This is a genomic window from Tropicimonas sp. TH_r6 (genome assembly GCF_033101155.1).
GTDB lineage: Bacteria > Pseudomonadota > Alphaproteobacteria > Rhodobacterales > Rhodobacteraceae > Tropicimonas.
On the sequence record NZ_JAWMPX010000003.1, the window covers coordinates 116,240 to 132,331 of the forward strand.

The window sequence follows — 16,092 nt, forward strand, 5'->3', positions numbered from 1 at the left end:
CGACAGTCCAACCTGCGACCAGACTGCACCGGAAGCTCTTGAAAAGAAAGCCCTCTCGCCGGGGCGCCGCCTATTTCCAGAATGGCCCCGTCTCGACGACACCGTGCCAGAGTTCGCGCGCATGCGCCCAGGCCGCTTCCGCCTTGACCGAGCGCGCGCCCAACACCCTGCCAACCGCGCGCTGCGCATTGACGTTCCGCGCACCGGGGCTGTCGGGCTGGCACAGCAGGTCTTCGGCCATGGCAAGATCGTTGAGATCGCCGAAGATGTTCTGCATCCGCTTCATCTTCTTCACGAAGATCCCGACCTTTTTCTCCGAATAGAGGGGGCCAAGGAACTCAATCGTGTAGCGGAGCTTCTTCAGCTCCTTTCTCAATTCGTGGCGCGCGTCGATGGTCAGATGATCGATGCCACGCGCATGTTTCACACAGCTCTTCCAGCGCTTTCCAAGCGCCTTGCAGGACAGGTCCCGGATCGGCTGCGCCAGCCGCGCCGTCTGTTCGAAATCCTCGGGCGCCAGCCAACGCCGTGTCTCGATAAAGCGCGCAAGGTCGATCTGGAAAGACTGCGCCGTTTCGGAGCGCAAATAGGCCCGCAATTCCTTGCGCACCACCTCCCGTCGCGTCTCGATGACTTGCCGCAAGGTGTTGAACCCCTGCTCCTGCGGGTGCAGCGCCTGTTCCGGATCAATGATATCGGTGATGACCACGTCAAGATCGCGCAGTGCGCCGACACGGGCGCCGAGCTGCTTGGCCGCCTCGTTCAACCGCAGCATTTCCGGATGGCCGATCACCGGTTTGAACATGCCGAACGCCGCGCGCAGCCGCCGCAAACCGATCCGCAGCTGGTGCGGACCCTCCGGCGCGTCTGTGAAAAGCACGACCTCGGTATTGGCCGCGATCTGTTCGAAACATTCGCGCAGCACGTCCCGCGCCGCAATCTCGGAGGTCATTTCGGAGGCCAGCGGCACCAGCTTGGCATTGCGCGGCTGTGGATCGGTCTGGATCTTCCCGGTTTCCGCCAGCATGTAACCGCGCGCCGATTTCGCCATTGTCGAGAGATGCAACCCACCTTCCGGGAAGAGCATCTGCGTCAGGTCGTAGAGCGAATCCACGTCCCCCTCCAGAAGCTCCAGCTCGGCCTCGCGGAAAGGCTCTTTCAACTCGCCCGCGACGATCGCTCCGAGATCGAGGTCCAGCTCGATCCGGGCACCATTCTCCAACGTCACCACCGTGGAGCTCCGCTTCATGTGGGTCTCGCAAACCACCTGCAGCTCGGCCTCGCCAATCGCATTCTCAACCTCGGCGCGGATCGCCACGGTCGGGATGTTCGACAGGTCCAGCCGCCCGCCCGGCGCCGGCACCTCGACCTCCCGCGCGCGCAACAAGCCGCCATTGATCGTCGTGCCCGCCTTCACCGTCTGCAGCCAGCGCCGCCCGTCGCGGCGCAACCGGAGCGCGATCCCCGCCTTGCGCAGCCCATGTTCGGCAGTATCGTAGTAGATGCTGCGCAAGCTGCGCGTCCGCGTGGCGCTCTCATCCAGCTTGAGTGCCTTCAGCCGACTGCGCAGGCGTTTGACACCTTCCTCGTCCAGGACGAATTTCAATTCGATCTCGGTCATGCGGAAGATTTATGCGATTGATACCTGAGGTACAATAGAAAATACGTGGATGAAATGTCTCGACCGACACACCTCCGGCGGACTACGCTGAGGCAGTCATTCCCGGAAGGAGGGCGACCATGCCCATGCCTGCCTCGCGCATCGGCGACATGCATGTCTGCCCGATGGTCACGCCATCTTTGCCGCCGGTGCCGCATGTCGGCAGTCCGATCCTGCCGCCCTGCGTTATCAATGTGCTCATCGGCATGATGCCTGCCGCACCGATCGGAAACATGGCGGTCTGCGTCGGCCCGCCGGACGTCACCGCGAAAGGCTCGATGACCGTGCTCGTCGGCAAGCGTCCCCAGGTCCGAATCGGCGACACGACCGGCCATGGCGGCACCGTTGTTGTCGGCTGTCCAACGGTCATCGTCGGCGGCTGATCCGCCTTACCAGATCATCAGCGCCTGGCATTGCGCAATCTCCGCCTCGGCCCGGCGCTTCGCCCAACCGGCATCGCGTCGGCTGTCGTTGAAGCTCGCGCGAGAGAGAAGCGCCGCATGCGCCTGCCGCGCAGCCAACCGATAGCGCAGCGCTTCCCGCCCCGCCTGAGCACCTCCGGGCAGCGCCGCGTCCAGCAAATCGATCATCGTCGCCCGCCACGCCTCGGTCTGGTCTGAGCCGGATTCCGAGAGCAGCCACTGGTGCTGCATCAAGGCGGTCAGCCGTCCGGCGCAGGACGCGAAATTTTGCGCAATTTCAGGCAGTTCGACTTGCTCGGCGGACAGCCTCTGGCCGGGGAGCAGAAGCAGAAGCGCGAAAAGGAGAGTTTTCACTACGTGCATTTTTTAATCATGTAGCGATTTTTTCCGCCGATCAACTGTGCAGAATAAAAATCATTGAAACTGCGACGACCGACATGCGCGGTCTGGATCGCGCGTGCGGCAGCGTCTCAGCGAAGCGTTTCCGCACGCGCAACCGAGCCGGTCCGGGCTGCAACCATCAATCTGACTGTCTGGAGAGAGTCCCGGCAACGAAGGGCGTTGCGGCTCAGGTGGCGCGCCTATTCAAGGCACGCGTCAGGCCGGGGCGGCCTGAACGTGCCGCGCCCCGGGGGCGCGACATTCATCTCGGCGAACCGGCGCGGCCTCAGACCAGCGCGGTGCTGACTGCGCTTTCGGGCAGTTCTTCGTCGAAGCAGCGCTGGTAGAACTCGGCCACGGTCTGCCGCTCGAGTTCGTCGCATTTGTTGAGGAAGGTCAGGCGGAACGCATAGCCGACCGAGCGGAAGATCAACGCATTCTGCGCCCAGTTGATCACCGTGCGCGGGCTCATGACGGTCGACAGCTCGCCATTCATGAAGGCCGTGCGCGAGAGATCCGCAACGGTCACCATCTGGGAGACCACCTTGCGGCCCTTCTCGGTGTTGTAGGTCGGCGCCTTGGAGAGCACGATCTGCGTCTCGGCGTCATGGCTGAGATAGTTCAGCGTCGCCACGAGCGACCAGCGGTCCATCTGTGCCTGGTTGATCTGTTGCGTGCCGTGATAGAGTCCGGTCGTGTCGCCGAGACCCACCGTGTTCGCCGTCGCGAAGAGGCGGAAGGAGGGGTGCGGGGTGATGATCTCGTTCTGATCGAGCAACGTGAGCTTGCCGTCATGCTCCAGCACCCGCTGGATGACGAACATCACGTCGGCGCGGCCGGCATCATATTCGTCGAAGACGATGGCGACGGGATTGCGCAGCGCCCAGGGCAGGATGCCTTCATGGAACTCCGTCACCTGCTTGCCGTCGCGCAGCTTGATCGCGTCCTTGCCGATCAGGTCGATCCGGCTGATGTGGCTGTCGAGATTGACCCGTGCGGTCTGCCAGTTGAGCCGGGCAGCGACCTGTTCGATATGGGTCGACTTGCCCGTGCCGTGATAGCCCTGGATCATGACGCGGCGGTTATGGCTGAAACCTGCAAGGATCGCGAGCGTGGTGTCAGGATCGAATTTGTAGGTCGGATCAATCTCGGGGACCCGGTCGATCGTCTCGGCGAATGCCTTGACGACCATATCCGTGTCGATGCCGAAGACATCGCGGACCGAAATTTCCTCGGTGGGGCGGGCAATGGGGTCGTTTTGAGTGGCTGCCATAATCCTGATCCTCACGAATAATCGGACCCCGCGTTGAGACGGGGCCGGGACCGGGGATGCACCATTCCGGGAAAGGGCGCAAGAGGAAGGCGTCCCCCATACCCGGGCAGCCCCCCTCTGCGGGGCGCCGGCCCGCTCCGGCATCACTCGGGGAGTCGCGCGCGCAGAACGCGCAGCATGTTCTCCCCCATCACCTTGCGGACCTGCGCATCGCTCAGCCCGGCCTCCATCAGCGCCTGCGTCAGCGCGGCCAGCTCCGAGCTGTCAAACGCGGTGGTGACGGAGCCGTCATAATCCGAGCCCAGCGAGACGTGATCCTCGCCGACAACCGCGATGGCCGCCTTGATCGCGCCCGCCACACCGGCCGGACTGTCGTCGCAGGTTACGTCCTTCCAGAAGCCTATGCCGATCACCCCGCCCGTCCGGGCGACCTCGATCATCAGTGCGTCGAGGAAATTCCGCTTCACCTCGCAATGCGAGTAGATCCCGGTATGGCTGACGATGACCGGACTGGAGACGAGTTGCAGCGCCTCGGCGGCAACGCGCGGCGAGGAATGGGCAAGGTCCATCACCATGCCGCGTTTCTCGATCTCACTGACCACGATGCGACCGAAATCGGTCAGCCCGGCATTGTCCAACCCATGCAGCGACCCGCCGAGGTCATTGTCGAAGAAATGCTGCAGCCCGATCACGCGATGCCCGGCGGCCTCCAGCAGGTCCATATTGGCGATATCCCCTTCCAGCGGGTGCGATCCCTCGATCCCGAGCAACGCGCCGGTCACCCGTTCGCCGGCAGCCCGCGCGGCCAGCACCGCCTCAAGGTCGCGCTGCGTGCGGACGATCCGAAGCCGCCCGTCGCTCTCCGCCTCGAAGCGATGCAGCTTCTTCGCCTGGAAAAGTGCGCGTTGCAGAAGGCTGTCCCAGGTGCGGATGGGCCAGAGCTGACCAACGGCGAGCGCGGTGATATTGTCAAAGCTCTCGGCGGAATTGCCCTCGTAGTTCAGGCCCGCCGGGCTCTTGGTAACGGCGGTGAATACCTGCAAGGCAACATTGCCCTCTTCAAGTCGCGGCAGATCCACCGCACCGTTGCTGTTGCGCCGGAGCAGGTCGCGTTTCCAGAGCAAGGTATCCGCATGCCAGTCGCCGACGATCAGGCTGTCATGCAACGCCTGGGCCTCCGGGCTGACCGGATAGGGCGCATGCGACACCACCGGATTCCGCACCCGGTCGACAATTGCCGGTGCAAGGAGCAGGAAGGCCCCCAACAAGAGCCCGGCGACAAACAGGACCCGACCAATCCATTTTCCAAACAAACGCATACCATCCCTCATCGTTCCTGCCGCGACCGAAACATGCGCCGCTTGCCCTGCCAAGCCTTTCATACCCATGACGCTGGGTCGTTGATTGCGGCGGCGGAGCGAGTAAGCTCGCGCCTGACGGTTTCACGGAGACAGAGATGCGAAACGAGAATATCGACGGGCGACTCGACGGCCCGCAACCGGAGCCTGGCGAGAAGGATTCGCTCTTCCTGCGCCTGGTCTACATGCTGTTGATCTATGTGATGATCGGGGTGGCCAACACAATCCTGGCCGTGGCGACATTGGGGCAGATCGTGATCATGCTGCTCAACGATCGGCAACCGAACGAAAGGCTGGCCGATTTCGGCACCGATCTCGGGATCTGGATCGCCAAGGCCGCGCGTTACCAGGTTGCCGCGAGCGAGGTGAAGCCTTGGCCATGGACGGATCTGGACTAAGGAAAAAGAGTTCGAGAGCAGAGAGCGCTGTCGCTCGCCGCGTTGCCAAACAAGAGCAACAAGAGCCGCGGCTGCTCCCCGGGGCTTACTTGAAGCTGCGGCTGTCCTTGATCTGGTCCCAGGCCCAGACGACTTCCTGAAGGCGTTCTTCGTCGGAGCGGTCGCCGCCATTCATGTCCGGGTGCAACACCTTGATCAGCCCCTTGTAGGCTTTGCGAATGTCGGCCTTGGTCCAATGATCCTTGCCGTCGAGAATCTCCAGCGCCTTACGCTCGGTCGGCGGCAGGCGGCGGCTGCCACCGGAGCCCTTGCCGGGGTTGCGGGTTGCGTTCTCGCCAAGGACCTGATGCGCGTCGTCAATGCCGAGCCGGGCCCAGGCGCGTTCTTCGGCGGATTGCTTGAACGGTTTGGTCTCACGCTCCCAGACACGGTCCTTGTCGACCTGCGCCTGCATTTCTTCCTCGGTCGTGCCGTCGAAGAAATTCCACTTCAGATTATACTCGCGGACGTGGTCCTTGCAGAACCAGAAATAGTCATCGAGCGAGTCGGGCGATTTGGGAGCGCGGTACTTACCGGACTCCTCGCAGCCCGGATGCTCGCAAACCCGCTGAGACGTTTCGATTGCGCCCGACATGCCACGCTTGCCCCTCGAGCGCTTTTTCTTGTCGCTCTTCACGCGGATATCGAAACCGAAGGGATCAGATTTGGCCATGGGACGGGATCCTTTCTCGAAACATCTGCACTCGGTCCTGAGTTCTTTCCGACTCGGACGCAGGAGTTTAATCTGCCGGACGGGGATTCGAACAGGGGGTGTGACGAAAAATGAGTGTCACTGAGGAAATCACGCGGAAACTTGAAGATTGCTTCGCGCCGCGGGCGCTGGAGGTGCTGGACGAGAGTGAACAGCACCGGGGCCATGCGGGATATCGCGAGGGCGGGGAGTCACATTTCCGGGTCATGATTCGGGCAGAGGCCTTCGGCGAAATGTCGCGGATCGCGCGGCACAGGGCGATCCATGCCGCGCTTGGCGCAGATCTGGTTGGACGCATCCATGCCCTGACGCTGGATGTCGCGCCCTGAATGGCCTTCGCTAGACGCGTCGCCCTGAGCTGCGTTCGCTGAAACCTGCGCCCCAAGGCGGACCAATCCAATGTCGCGCCCGAGGGCGGCTCAGTCCTGGCTACGTTCGGGGTTGCGCTCCGGGGCAGGCCCCAGCTTGGGCGCGGCAGAACTGGTTTCGCGGTAGGCGGTCAACGCTGCGGCGGCCGCGGCGGCTGCGGCGGTGTCGGTCTCCGACTCGGCGGGCTTCTCCGTCTCGCCCGCATGGGGGGCAGCAGGCGCCTCGGGGGCCCGTGGGGCCGCGTCGGCACCTGCGTCAGCCGCTGATGCGGCTTCCTGGGGGTGGATGGAGAGAGTGGAGACAGGATGAGTTTCGGCACTGGCCTTCTCACGCCGGAAGACCAACATGTTCTGATAGGTCGTGCTGGAACCAGTCAGGCCACTGCGCTCCTCGTTGGGGAGGGTATCGGCACGCAGATACTCCCAGCCCTCGGCGCCAAGCTCGTTCATCAGCGTTTCGAGAGCGTTGGCGAACCGCTCGCGCGGGCCTTTTACACCCTTGCCCTTTCGCCCTTTCTCGGGGGCAGGCATCACCTTGTATTCGTAGATCGGCATCGAAGATTCTTTCCTGTCACCTGCGCCCGAAGCGCGGACCCTTATAGGCAAGAGGTCGGCAGGTGCAAAGGGCACTCTGCGGAGGCCGGGATGGAACCGCGCGAACCATGCCGCTCGTCTCTGGTCTTGCAAAGACGCGCAACCGGAACCGGGCCAGCGTGGCGTTGGAGGACAGCGCCTTCGGCCTTTGCCCCCTGCCCCTGTTTCTGGCCCTATAGGCCCTCTTTGCCCCCTGCCCCTTCGCAAGCCGGTTCCGATCTGCTTCCGCACGAACGATTTGATGCAACACTCACGCGCGCCCGAGAAGATCCCGCGCGATCCGCTCGAACAGCTCAACACCGATCGGGATCAGCCCGTCGTCGAAATCATAGTCCGGATTGTGCAGCGCCGCGCTGCCCTCACCCGGGCCAAGACAGAGCATCGCCGCCTTCGCACCCCGCCCGAACACGCCGAAATCCTCCGAAGCCCGCATCGGCACACCCTCCTCGCCATGAGGGATGCCCAGCGCATCCATGGCGGCCCGCGCCACGGCCGTCGCCTCGGCATCGTTGATCGAGGCCGCGAAGACATCCTGCAAGGCAAATTCGACCTCCAGACCTTCCGCAGCCGCAATCCTGCTGACGCGTGCGCGCGCTTCAGTTTCCAGCGCCGCCATGCCCGCATCCTCGCCGGTGCGCAGCGTCGCATGCAGCACCGCCTCGCCGGGGGCAATCCCGAAAGTCGCCTCACCGATCCGCACGTGAGTCAACGTCACCAGCCGGAACTCCGCCTCCAGCGCGCCACCCCGCCCAAGCGCCTCCAGCGCCGGGATCAGAGCCGCCACCGCCCGGGCGGGCGAGACCCCGTCTTCCGGATCGGCCGCGTGCGCCGTCTTGCCCGTCAGCCTGATTTCCAGCCCGCGCGAGGCGCAATTGATCAGCCCGATCCGCGTCGAGACGCTGCCAAAGGGCCGCCCCGGTTCGTTATGTATGGCAAAGGCCCAGTCCGGCGCGATCCCGGCGAACCCCGGATCTGCGACCACCGCACGGGCGCCGCTGCCATCTTCCTCCGCCGGCTGGAACATCAGCACCACCCGCCCCCGCGCCACCGGGCGCCGCGACAGCAGCCGCCCGAGCCCCAGCAACATGGTCATATGCCCGTCATGCCCGCACAGATGGCCCTTGCCCGGCACGCGGGATGTCCAGGGCAGTTCTGTCAGTTCCTCGATCGGCAGCGCGTCCAGCTCGGCGCGAAACAGCACTGTCTCCCCTGGCTCCCCGCTCTCGAACACCGCCGCAACGCCATGCCCGCCCAGCCCGGTCAGGATCCGGTCCGCTCCGAGCGCCCGCAGCGCCGCAGCGATCCGCGTCGCGGTTTCCGCCTCCTCGCCCGAGATCTCCGGCCAGCGATGCAGCTCGCGGCGGAACTCCGTCAACTCGACGAGGTCAGAGTTGGTCAACATGGCAGCCTCCGAGGTTTTGTGCCGCCAATTCAGGTCTTTTTCTGCCTGGCCGCAAGACCAAACCCGCCCCCCGGCTTGCCTTCGATCAGGGATTTTTGCGTCCCGATATGCTATCCTGCTCTTGGACCGCCGCTTTTTTTGGCGGCGATCTTCCGAACGGCAGCCGCAGGGAGGGAGAAATGAAACCTGTCGTACTTCTGGTCGGGCGACTGCCCGATGTCATGCGCAATGTCATTCGCGAGCTTGAAGATCTGCCGATCCAGTGGCTCGGCGCCCATGACCGCGCCGAGGTGATCGCGCAGCTCGACGCGGAACCCAATATCCAATGCGTCGTGATGGGGGCCGGACTGGACGACACGATCCGCGGCGAGTTGATCGGCGTGATCGCCGCCCGCCGCCCGGATCTCGCCATCCACTTGAAAGACCGCGCCTCCGGCCCGGCCGGAATGGCCCCCTTCACCCGGCGCGTGGTCGAGGCGGAGATGCTGCACTGGAACGTGCTTGACACCGCCTGACGCCACGCCAATCCGGCTCGACAGCGGTGCGCGAAGCTGGCAAACCCCGATCTGAGGCGGCCCACGGGGGGCCAGTGGGGAGAAAGCCATGTCCGACCGTTCCATCAAGATCGCGCCATCCATCCTGGCGGCCGATTTCGCCAATTTCGGCCAGGAGATCCGCGCCGTGGAGGCGCAGGGGGCTGATTGGATTCATGTTGACGTGATGGACGGTCATTTCGTCCCGAACCTCACCTTCGGCCCGCCGCTTGTGAAGGCGATCCGGCCGCATATCTCGACCGTGATGGATGTTCACCTGATGATGGCTCCGGTCGATCCCTATATCGACGCCTTTGCCGAAGCGGGCTCCGACATCATCACCGCCCATCTCGAAGCCGGCCCACATATCCACCGCACGTTGCAGGCGATCCGCGGCGCGGGCTGCAAGGCCGGGCTGGCGCTCAACCCGGGCACCGGGCTGGACGATATGGCCTATCTTCTCGACATGGTGGATCTCGTCTGCGTGATGGCGGTCAACCCCGGCTTCGGCGGACAGAAATTCATCCACTCCCAGATCGACAAGGTTCGCCGGCTGCGCGAGATGATCGGCGACCGCCCGATCGAAATCGAGATTGATGGCGGTATCACGCCCGAGACCGCGCCGCTGATGTCCGCAGCCGGCGCGGATGTGCTGGTCGCCGGGTCGGCGGTGTTCAAGGGCGGCTCGGTGGAGGATCCGGCCCCCTATGGCGAGAATATCCGGAAAATCCGGATGGCGGCCGACGGCGTGCTTTAGGGAAGCTCGGGCAAGCGACAAGCTGCGGACCGAGAGGCCTTTCGCTGCGGTTGCAAAGGAGTGCGACCCGAGCCGTGCCAGCGCCTGCCCGTGGGATGGCGCCGCTCCGGTTGAGGTCCGCACTTTATCCTAATCAAACCGGAATATATCAGAGCGTTGCGCACGGATAACAAAGCGTCAGCCCGCAGGGACGGGCAGGCGCTGGCACGGCGGCCTCCGGCCTTGTTCCGTGCCAATCAGTGCGCAAACCCGACGTCCGCTATCGGCTCAATGCGACGTGTGCAACTCGCCCCCACCAATTGACCAAGCCTTCCGTGCTGCCGAAAACGCGCCCGCAGGGCGCGCCCGGCCCAACCGTTTTCCAAGCATCTTCGATGCGCGGGAAACCGGCGGGAGCGCTCCCTGCTCCGTCCCCCTGCGGCAGTTTCACCGCGTTCGCGCGCCGCTTCGAGCTTGCAGCGCGCGCCGTCACGGGCTTCACTCCCCGCGGCGGTGCCGGGGGGTTCCGCCCGACAGGACACCCTTGTCGGATAAAGGTGAAACGGGAGGAACAACCCAATGACAGACTTCAATCGCCGCCACGCCATCGGCATCATCGGCGGCGCAGCCACCGCCGCGCTCGCCGCCCCGGCCATCGCCTCGGGCGCCAAGATCACCGTCGGTGCGCTGCGCTTCACAAGCCATTCGGGCAGCTTCATCGCCTTCGAGCGCGGTTACTTCGACGCGGCCGGGCTCGACGTCGAGCTCAAGTTCTTTCAGGCTGCCCAGCCCATGGCCGTCGCCATCGCCTCGGGCGACGTGGATTTCGGCGTCACCGCCATCTCGGGCGGCCTCATCTCGCTGGCCCAGAAGGGCGCGGTCAAGGTGATCGGCGGCGCGCTCTCCGAAGAAGAGGGCATTGACGGCCAGAAGATCCTCGCCTCCGATGCCGCCTTCCAGGCCGGCCTGACCGCGCCCTCGGGGCTCGACGGCAAGACCTTCGGCATGTCCACCGCCGGGTCCTCCTTCCACTACATGGGCTCGAAGATCGCCGCCGCCGAGGGCGTCTCGGTCAAGTTCAAGCCGCTGCAGAAGGTCGGCGCAATCATCGGGGCGCTGAAATCCGGCCAGATAGACGCCTGGTCCATCGTACCCCATATCGCCAAGCCGCTCGCCGGCTCCGGCGCGGTGCATATCATCGGCAATGTCTCGGACTACATCCCCAACTACCAGGTCACGACCGTCTTCACCTCCGAGAAGAACGCCTCCGGCGAGGCCGATCTCGTAAAGTCCTTCCTCGGCGGCTATTCCAAAGGGGTCGCCGATTATAACAGCACCATGATCGACAAGGCCGGCGGCGACGACGGCGTCAACGAGATGGTCGATCTGATCCACAAATATGTCTACACCGACCGCCCGCGCGAGAAGGCCGCCCCCGGCATCATCAACGGCACCATGCGCCTCAACGAGGGCGCGGCACTCAACATGGCCTCGGTCGAAGACCAGCTGAAATGGTTCCAGTCCGAAGACCTTGTCGATGCCTCCATCACCATGGACACTTTGGTCAATGCGAGCTACGTCGACGCCGTCTGACGAGTGATCGGCTGAGAAGGAACGGCGCATGGATCGATCATCGGCCACGGTGGTGGTCTTCGGGGCCACCGGCATGGTCGGTGGCCAGGTTCTGCGCCACGCGCTCGCCGACCCCGATATCGGCGAGGTCATCTCTATCGGGCGGCGCGAGATCGGGCTGCCCGATGCCCATCTGACAGAGATCCAGCATCAGGACTTCACCAATCTCTCCGCGCTGGAAGGCTTCCTCGCCACGGCTGATATCGTGCACTGGTGCCTTGCGGCCTACCAGGCGCAGGTCACACCCGACGACTACGAGAAGATCACCGTCGGCTATCTCGCAGCCCTCGTTGAAACGCTGGAACGGGTCAACCCGACTGCTCGGCTCTGCCTGCACGGCGCTGCCGGCGCCTCGCCGGACCAGACCGCCAGCGCTGTCTTCGCGCTGGTCAAGGGACGGGCGGAGAACGTGCTGACCGGTTCCACGCTGGACGACCACCTGATCTTCCGCCCAGCCCTGATCGTGCCGACCGCGCCCGGCAAGGGCCGTTTCTGGCCCAAAAGGCTGCTGGAAGCGCTCTTCCGCCTCTTCCCCACGCTCGGCCTCACCGATAGCGATCTCGGCGCGGTCATGTCCCATGCCGGCTTGCATAACGAGGCGCGGGGGGTCTGGCAGAACCGCGATATCCGCGCCCATCTCGCCGCCTTGAAGGAAAGGAGCGCGGATGGATCTGCGCGTTGAAGGGCTGCGTCATGCCTATGACGCCCTGCCCGTGCTGGAGGGGATCGATCTCGACATCCCCTCGGGCCGCATTCTCTGTCTCGTTGGCCCATCCGGCTGCGGGAAGTCCACGCTTCTGCGCATCATCGGCGGGCTGGAACAGCCCACGGAAGGCAAGGTGCTCCAGGTCGGTGCGCCGCCCGAAGGCTGCCTCAACCCGCTGACCTATGTCTTCCAGGATTTCGCCCTGCTGCCCTGGCGCACAGTCGCCGGCAATATCCGCCTCGGGCTGGAGGAGCACCGCCTGCCGCCGGGCCGCGCCGACGAGATCGTGGCCGATGTGCTCGCCCGCACCAACCTCTCCGATTTCGCCGACGCGCTGCCCAAGCAGCTCTCCGGCGGCATGAAACAGCGCGTCGCCATCGCCCGCGCGCTGGCGGTGAACCCCGCCGTGATGCTGCTGGACGAGCCGCTCTCCGCGCTCGACGCCCAGACCCGCGAGCTGCTGATGGAAGACCTCATCAGCCTCTGGACCAGGGCCCCGTTTACTGCAGTCTACGTGACCCACAACCTCGCCGAGGCTGTCCGGCTCGGTCATTCCATCGCCGTGCTCTCCCGCCGCCCCGGCCGCATCCGCGAAATCGTCACGCTGGACAAGCCGCTGGCCGAGCGCATCCACATGGATGCCGATCTCGAGGCGGTTCAGGAACATCTCTGGACCTTGATGCGCGAAGAGGCCCGCGCGGCCGATGCGGAGCTGCTCCATGGATGACCAACAAACCCGCCCTGTCCCCTTCCGCGGCGGCGGCTTCCGCCCGGTCGCTATCCGGGGTGTCGGGCTCGCCGTCTTCGTCACGCTGCTGCTGCTGGCCGAATGGGGCACGCGCACAGGCTGGATCTCCGCGCTCACCCTGCCCCGCCCCTCCGACGTGGTGGCGACTTTCGGCGAGCTCTGGACCTCCGGCATGCTCTTCAAGCATCTCGTCCCCTCGCTGACCCGCCTCGCGGTTGGCGCCTCGCTTGGCGTTGCCGTCGGCGTGTCGACCGGCATCCTGATCGGCCTCTTCTCCTACATCCGCTCCGGGCTTGTCCCGCTCGTCGCCGCCCTCTTCCCGATCCCCAAGATCGCGCTGCTGCCGCTCTTCGTGATCTGGTTCGGAATCGACGAGGGCTCGAAATACGCGCTGATCGCCTTCGGCACCTTCACCCCCACGGTCGTGGCGACCTATGGCGCGGTGGACAATGTCGACCGCACGCTGATCCGCATGGGGCAGAGTTTTGGCATGGGATGGTTCTCCATCGTGCGCAAGATCGTGCTGCCCGGCGCGATGCCCGGTATCCTGTCCGGTCTGCGCATATCGTTGGCCATCGCCATCATCCTGCTGGTCGCCGCCGAGATGCTGGGCGCAGAATACGGCATTGGTGCCTATATTCTCGAAGCCGGCTCGCTCTACGATCTGGAGCGCCTCTTCGCGGGCGTGGTGATCCTGTCCCTGCTCGGCGTGGTGGTCAGCACCGTCATCGGGGCTATCGAGAAACGGCTGCTGAGCTGGCGGGTCTGAAACCCGCCGCTCCGGTGCGGCCTGCTTCGCGCCAGATCAGACCAGCACGCCGCCGAGCGAGTTCGGTCCGCTCTCGGTGATGCGAACGCGCGCCAATGTCCCGGTCGGCAGATCGCACTGCACATGCACGGCGTGGAGATGGTCCGACTTGCCGACCATCTGTCCGTCGAGCCGACCCGGCTTTTCGAACAACACACCCACCTCGCGGCCGACCATCGCGTCCTGCGCGGCCTTTTGCTGGCGCGTCAGCAGGGCCTGAAGCCGTTGGAGCCGGTCATCTGCGGCGACGGCGTCCACCAGCGGGCGCTCGGCTGCCGGCGTGCCCGGACGGGCAGAGTATTTGAACGAGAAGCACTGGCCGTAATTGACCTGTTCAACGAGATCCATCGTCGCCTGGAAATCCGCTTCGGTCTCCTCCGGGAAGCCGACGATGAAGTCGCCCGACATCAGGATATCGGGCCGCGCGGCGCGGATGCGTTCGATGAGGCGAAGATAGTCTTCCGCTGTATGGCCACGATTCATCCGCTTGAGAATGCGATCCGAGCCAGATTGCACCGGCAGATGCAGATAGGGCATCAGCTTTTCGCAATCGCCATGGGCGGCGATCAGGTCGTCTTCCATGTCGTTGGGATGCGAGGTGGTGAAACGGATGCGGTCCAGCCCGTCGATCTCGGCCAGCCGGCGGATCAGCCGCGCCAGCCCCCAATCCTCGCCGCCCTCCTGCCCATGATAGGCATTGACGTTCTGGCCCAGGAGCGTGATTTCGCGCACGCCCTGCTCCACCAGCCCCTCTGCCTCGCGCAGGATGCGGGAGACCGGCCGGGACGCTTCCGCCCCGCGCGTGTAGGGCACGACACAGAAGGCACAGAACTTGTCGCAGCCCTCCTGCACCGTCAGGAAGGCGGTCGGGCCGCGCTTCGGCTTGGGCCGGTTCGGCAGGTGGTCGAACTTCAACTCGTCGGGGAAGTCGGTATCGAGCGCCTTCTCGCCTTGCTGCGTCTTCGCCTCCATCTCGGGAAGGCGGTGATAGCTCTGCGGGCCGACCACGAGATCGACCATCGGCTGGCGGCGCAGGATCTCTTCGCCCTCGGCCTGCGCGACGCAGCCCGCGACACCGATCTTGAGATCCGGATTGGCCGCCTTCAACGGCTTGTACCGACCCAGCTCGGAATAGACCTTTTCGGCCGCCTTCTCGCGGATATGGCAGGTATTGAGCAGGATCATGTCCGCCGCTTCGGGGCTGTCGACCGTCTCATAGCCTTTGCTGCCCAAGGCCTCGGCCATGCGCTCGCTGTCATAGACATTCATCTGGCAGCCATAGGTCTTGATATAGAGCTTCTTCGGCGTGTCGCTCATCGGGTCTCTCCTGATCGCTGCCGGGCGGCATAGCGCAAGCGCGGCCAAGTCGCAACGGCGCGCGCCAGCCATTGCGCGGCCCGCCGCCCGGCCGTAACTTGCCCCGCATGAGCCGCGCGGCGGCAAGCAGGAGACGACATGCAGTTCCGGGATCTGAACCATTTCCTCGTGGAAGCCGCACCGAAGGTTCTGGCCAGGGGGCCAATTGCCGTGGTGTTGGCCGAAGATGCGGTGGAACTGGTCTCGACGCTGGAACATGTGCTCAATCTCGGCTTCCGAAGCGCGATCCTGCTGCATGCACCGACCGTGCGCCCGCCGACCGTGCTGCATGACAATGTCTACTACATCCCCAACAACCCGCATCGCGACGACGCGTTGACCGAGCCGATGAACAGGTTGATTGCCGCCGCGCCCCCGGGGACGTGGATGCATTACTGCTACAACGCCGAGTACCTGCATTTCCCCTTCTGCGAGAATCGCAGCGTCGGCGAGATGCTGGCCTTCCACACGGAGGAACGGCGCGACGCGATGCTGACCTTCGTCATCGACCTCTACGCGACGGATTTCGATGCCAATCCCGACGCGGTTTCGCTGGAGGAGGCCTATCTCGACCGGACCGGCTATTTCGCCCTTGCGCGCAACGGTCAGGACGGACCGAAGGAGCGGCAGCTCGACTTCTTCGGCGGATTGCGCTGGCGCTTCGAGGAGCATGTGCCGAAATCCCGCCGGCGGATCGACCGGATCTCGCTTTTTCGTACGAAACCGGCGCTGAAGCTGCAACAGGATTTCACGTTCAATGATCCGGAATTCAACACCTATTCCTGCCCCTGGCATCACAACCTGACAGCGGCGGTCTGTTCGTTCCGGACAGCCAAGGCGCTCAAGCTGAACCCCGGCTCGACCTATGACATCCACAGCTTCACCTGGTACAATTCGGAACAGTTCGAATGGTCCTCGCGCCAGCTCATGGAGCTGGGACTGATGGAGCCCGGGCAGTGGTTCTGA

At 64.5% G+C, this 16,092-nt stretch carries 18 protein-coding genes; 10 read left to right on the forward strand and 8 right to left on the reverse strand.

What is annotated here, in order from left to right; translation table 11 throughout:
• Positions 1–70: 70 nt before the first annotated feature.
• On the reverse strand, positions 71–1,621 hold the full coding sequence (locus tag R3X27_RS04575; RefSeq protein ID WP_317707650.1) for a CHAD domain-containing protein: 1,551 nt from the start codon (positions 1,619–1,621) through the stop codon (positions 71–73).
• Positions 1,622–1,740: 119 nt separating this feature from the next.
• On the opposite strand from R3X27_RS04575, the gene R3X27_RS04580 reads away from it, so the two are divergent.
• On the forward strand, positions 1,741–2,043 hold the full coding sequence (locus R3X27_RS04580) for a PAAR domain-containing protein (protein ID WP_317707651.1): 303 nt from the start codon (positions 1,741–1,743) through the stop codon (positions 2,041–2,043).
• A gap of 6 nt (positions 2,044–2,049) precedes the next feature.
• Here the strand turns inward: R3X27_RS04580 and R3X27_RS04585 are convergent, their stop codons facing one another.
• The 3 genes from R3X27_RS04585 to R3X27_RS04595 form a co-directional block, all read right to left on the reverse strand.
• Entirely contained in the window at positions 2,050–2,436 is a 387-nt protein-coding gene (locus R3X27_RS04585) for a hypothetical protein (protein ID WP_317707652.1), read from the reverse strand.
• Between the two features lie 313 nt (positions 2,437–2,749).
• The gene (cobS, locus tag R3X27_RS04590) at positions 2,750–3,736 is read right to left on the reverse strand and encodes a cobaltochelatase subunit CobS (protein ID WP_317707653.1); all 987 of its coding nucleotides are present in this window, start codon (positions 3,734–3,736) and stop codon (positions 2,750–2,752) included.
• Positions 3,737–3,879: 143 nt separating this feature from the next.
• Positions 3,880–5,055 (reverse strand): dipeptidase, encoded by a 1,176-nt coding sequence (locus tag R3X27_RS04595; protein WP_317707654.1) that lies wholly within the window; start codon positions 5,053–5,055, stop codon positions 3,880–3,882.
• 137 nt (positions 5,056–5,192) lie between these two features.
• On the opposite strand from R3X27_RS04595, the gene R3X27_RS04600 reads away from it, so the two are divergent.
• Complete coding sequence (locus R3X27_RS04600; protein ID WP_317707655.1) at positions 5,193–5,492, forward strand: DUF4389 domain-containing protein; 300 nt, start codon at positions 5,193–5,195, stop codon at positions 5,490–5,492.
• Positions 5,493–5,577: 85 nt separating this feature from the next.
• On the opposite strand, the gene R3X27_RS04605 is transcribed toward R3X27_RS04600, so the two are convergent.
• Positions 5,578–6,204 carry a J domain-containing protein gene (locus R3X27_RS04605; protein ID WP_317707656.1) on the reverse strand — a complete coding sequence of 209 codons (627 nt, stop codon included), beginning with the start codon at positions 6,202–6,204 and terminating at the stop codon, positions 5,578–5,580.
• A 110-nt stretch (positions 6,205–6,314) separates the two neighbouring features.
• Here R3X27_RS04605 and R3X27_RS04610 point away from each other — a divergent pair, with 110 nt between their 5' ends.
• Positions 6,315–6,572, forward strand: coding sequence for a BolA family protein (locus R3X27_RS04610; RefSeq protein ID WP_317707657.1), 258 nt, complete (start codon positions 6,315–6,317; stop codon positions 6,570–6,572).
• A 90-nt stretch (positions 6,573–6,662) separates the two neighbouring features.
• On the opposite strand, the gene R3X27_RS04615 is transcribed toward R3X27_RS04610, so the two are convergent.
• Both R3X27_RS04615 and R3X27_RS04620 read right to left on the reverse strand, forming a co-directional pair.
• Positions 6,663–7,166 carry a hypothetical protein gene (locus R3X27_RS04615; RefSeq protein ID WP_317707658.1) on the reverse strand — a complete coding sequence of 168 codons (504 nt, stop codon included), beginning with the start codon at positions 7,164–7,166 and terminating at the stop codon, positions 6,663–6,665.
• 289 nt (positions 7,167–7,455) lie between these two features.
• Positions 7,456–8,607: an amidohydrolase gene (locus R3X27_RS04620; protein ID WP_317707659.1), complete on the reverse strand. Its 1,152-nt coding sequence runs from the start codon at positions 8,605–8,607 to the stop codon at positions 7,456–7,458.
• Between the two features lie 179 nt (positions 8,608–8,786).
• Here R3X27_RS04620 and R3X27_RS04625 point away from each other — a divergent pair, with 179 nt between their 5' ends.
• The 6 genes from R3X27_RS04625 to R3X27_RS04650 all read left to right on the forward strand — a co-directional run bounded on the left by R3X27_RS04625 (position 8,787) and on the right by R3X27_RS04650 (position 13,731).
• Positions 8,787–9,122: a hypothetical protein gene (locus R3X27_RS04625; protein WP_317707660.1), complete on the forward strand. Its 336-nt coding sequence runs from the start codon at positions 8,787–8,789 to the stop codon at positions 9,120–9,122.
• 88 nt (positions 9,123–9,210) lie between these two features.
• Positions 9,211–9,897, forward strand: coding sequence for a ribulose-phosphate 3-epimerase (rpe, locus tag R3X27_RS04630; protein WP_317707661.1), 687 nt, complete (start codon positions 9,211–9,213; stop codon positions 9,895–9,897).
• Between the two features lie 558 nt (positions 9,898–10,455).
• The gene (locus R3X27_RS04635; RefSeq protein WP_317707662.1) at positions 10,456–11,469 is read left to right on the forward strand and encodes an ABC transporter substrate-binding protein; all 1,014 of its coding nucleotides are present in this window, start codon (positions 10,456–10,458) and stop codon (positions 11,467–11,469) included.
• Between the two features lie 28 nt (positions 11,470–11,497).
• The gene (locus R3X27_RS04640; protein ID WP_317707663.1) at positions 11,498–12,190 is read left to right on the forward strand and encodes an NAD(P)H-binding protein; all 693 of its coding nucleotides are present in this window, start codon (positions 11,498–11,500) and stop codon (positions 12,188–12,190) included.
• Complete coding sequence (locus R3X27_RS04645) at positions 12,174–12,941, forward strand: ABC transporter ATP-binding protein (protein WP_317707664.1); 768 nt, start codon at positions 12,174–12,176, stop codon at positions 12,939–12,941. The genes R3X27_RS04640 and R3X27_RS04645 overlap by 17 nt, the downstream gene beginning before the upstream one ends.
• A complete protein-coding gene (locus R3X27_RS04650) occupies positions 12,934–13,731 on the forward strand; it encodes an ABC transporter permease (RefSeq protein WP_317707665.1) in 798 nt (265 codons plus the stop codon). The genes R3X27_RS04645 and R3X27_RS04650 overlap by 8 nt, the downstream gene beginning before the upstream one ends.
• Positions 13,732–13,767: 36 nt before the next feature.
• On the opposite strand, the gene miaB is transcribed toward R3X27_RS04650, so the two are convergent.
• Positions 13,768–15,087 (reverse strand): tRNA (N6-isopentenyl adenosine(37)-C2)-methylthiotransferase MiaB, encoded by a 1,320-nt coding sequence (gene miaB, locus R3X27_RS04655; protein ID WP_317707666.1) that lies wholly within the window; start codon positions 15,085–15,087, stop codon positions 13,768–13,770.
• A 138-nt stretch (positions 15,088–15,225) separates the two neighbouring features.
• Here miaB and R3X27_RS04660 point away from each other — a divergent pair, with 138 nt between their 5' ends.
• Positions 15,226–16,092: a hypothetical protein gene (locus R3X27_RS04660; protein WP_317707667.1), complete on the forward strand. Its 867-nt coding sequence runs from the start codon at positions 15,226–15,228 to the stop codon at positions 16,090–16,092.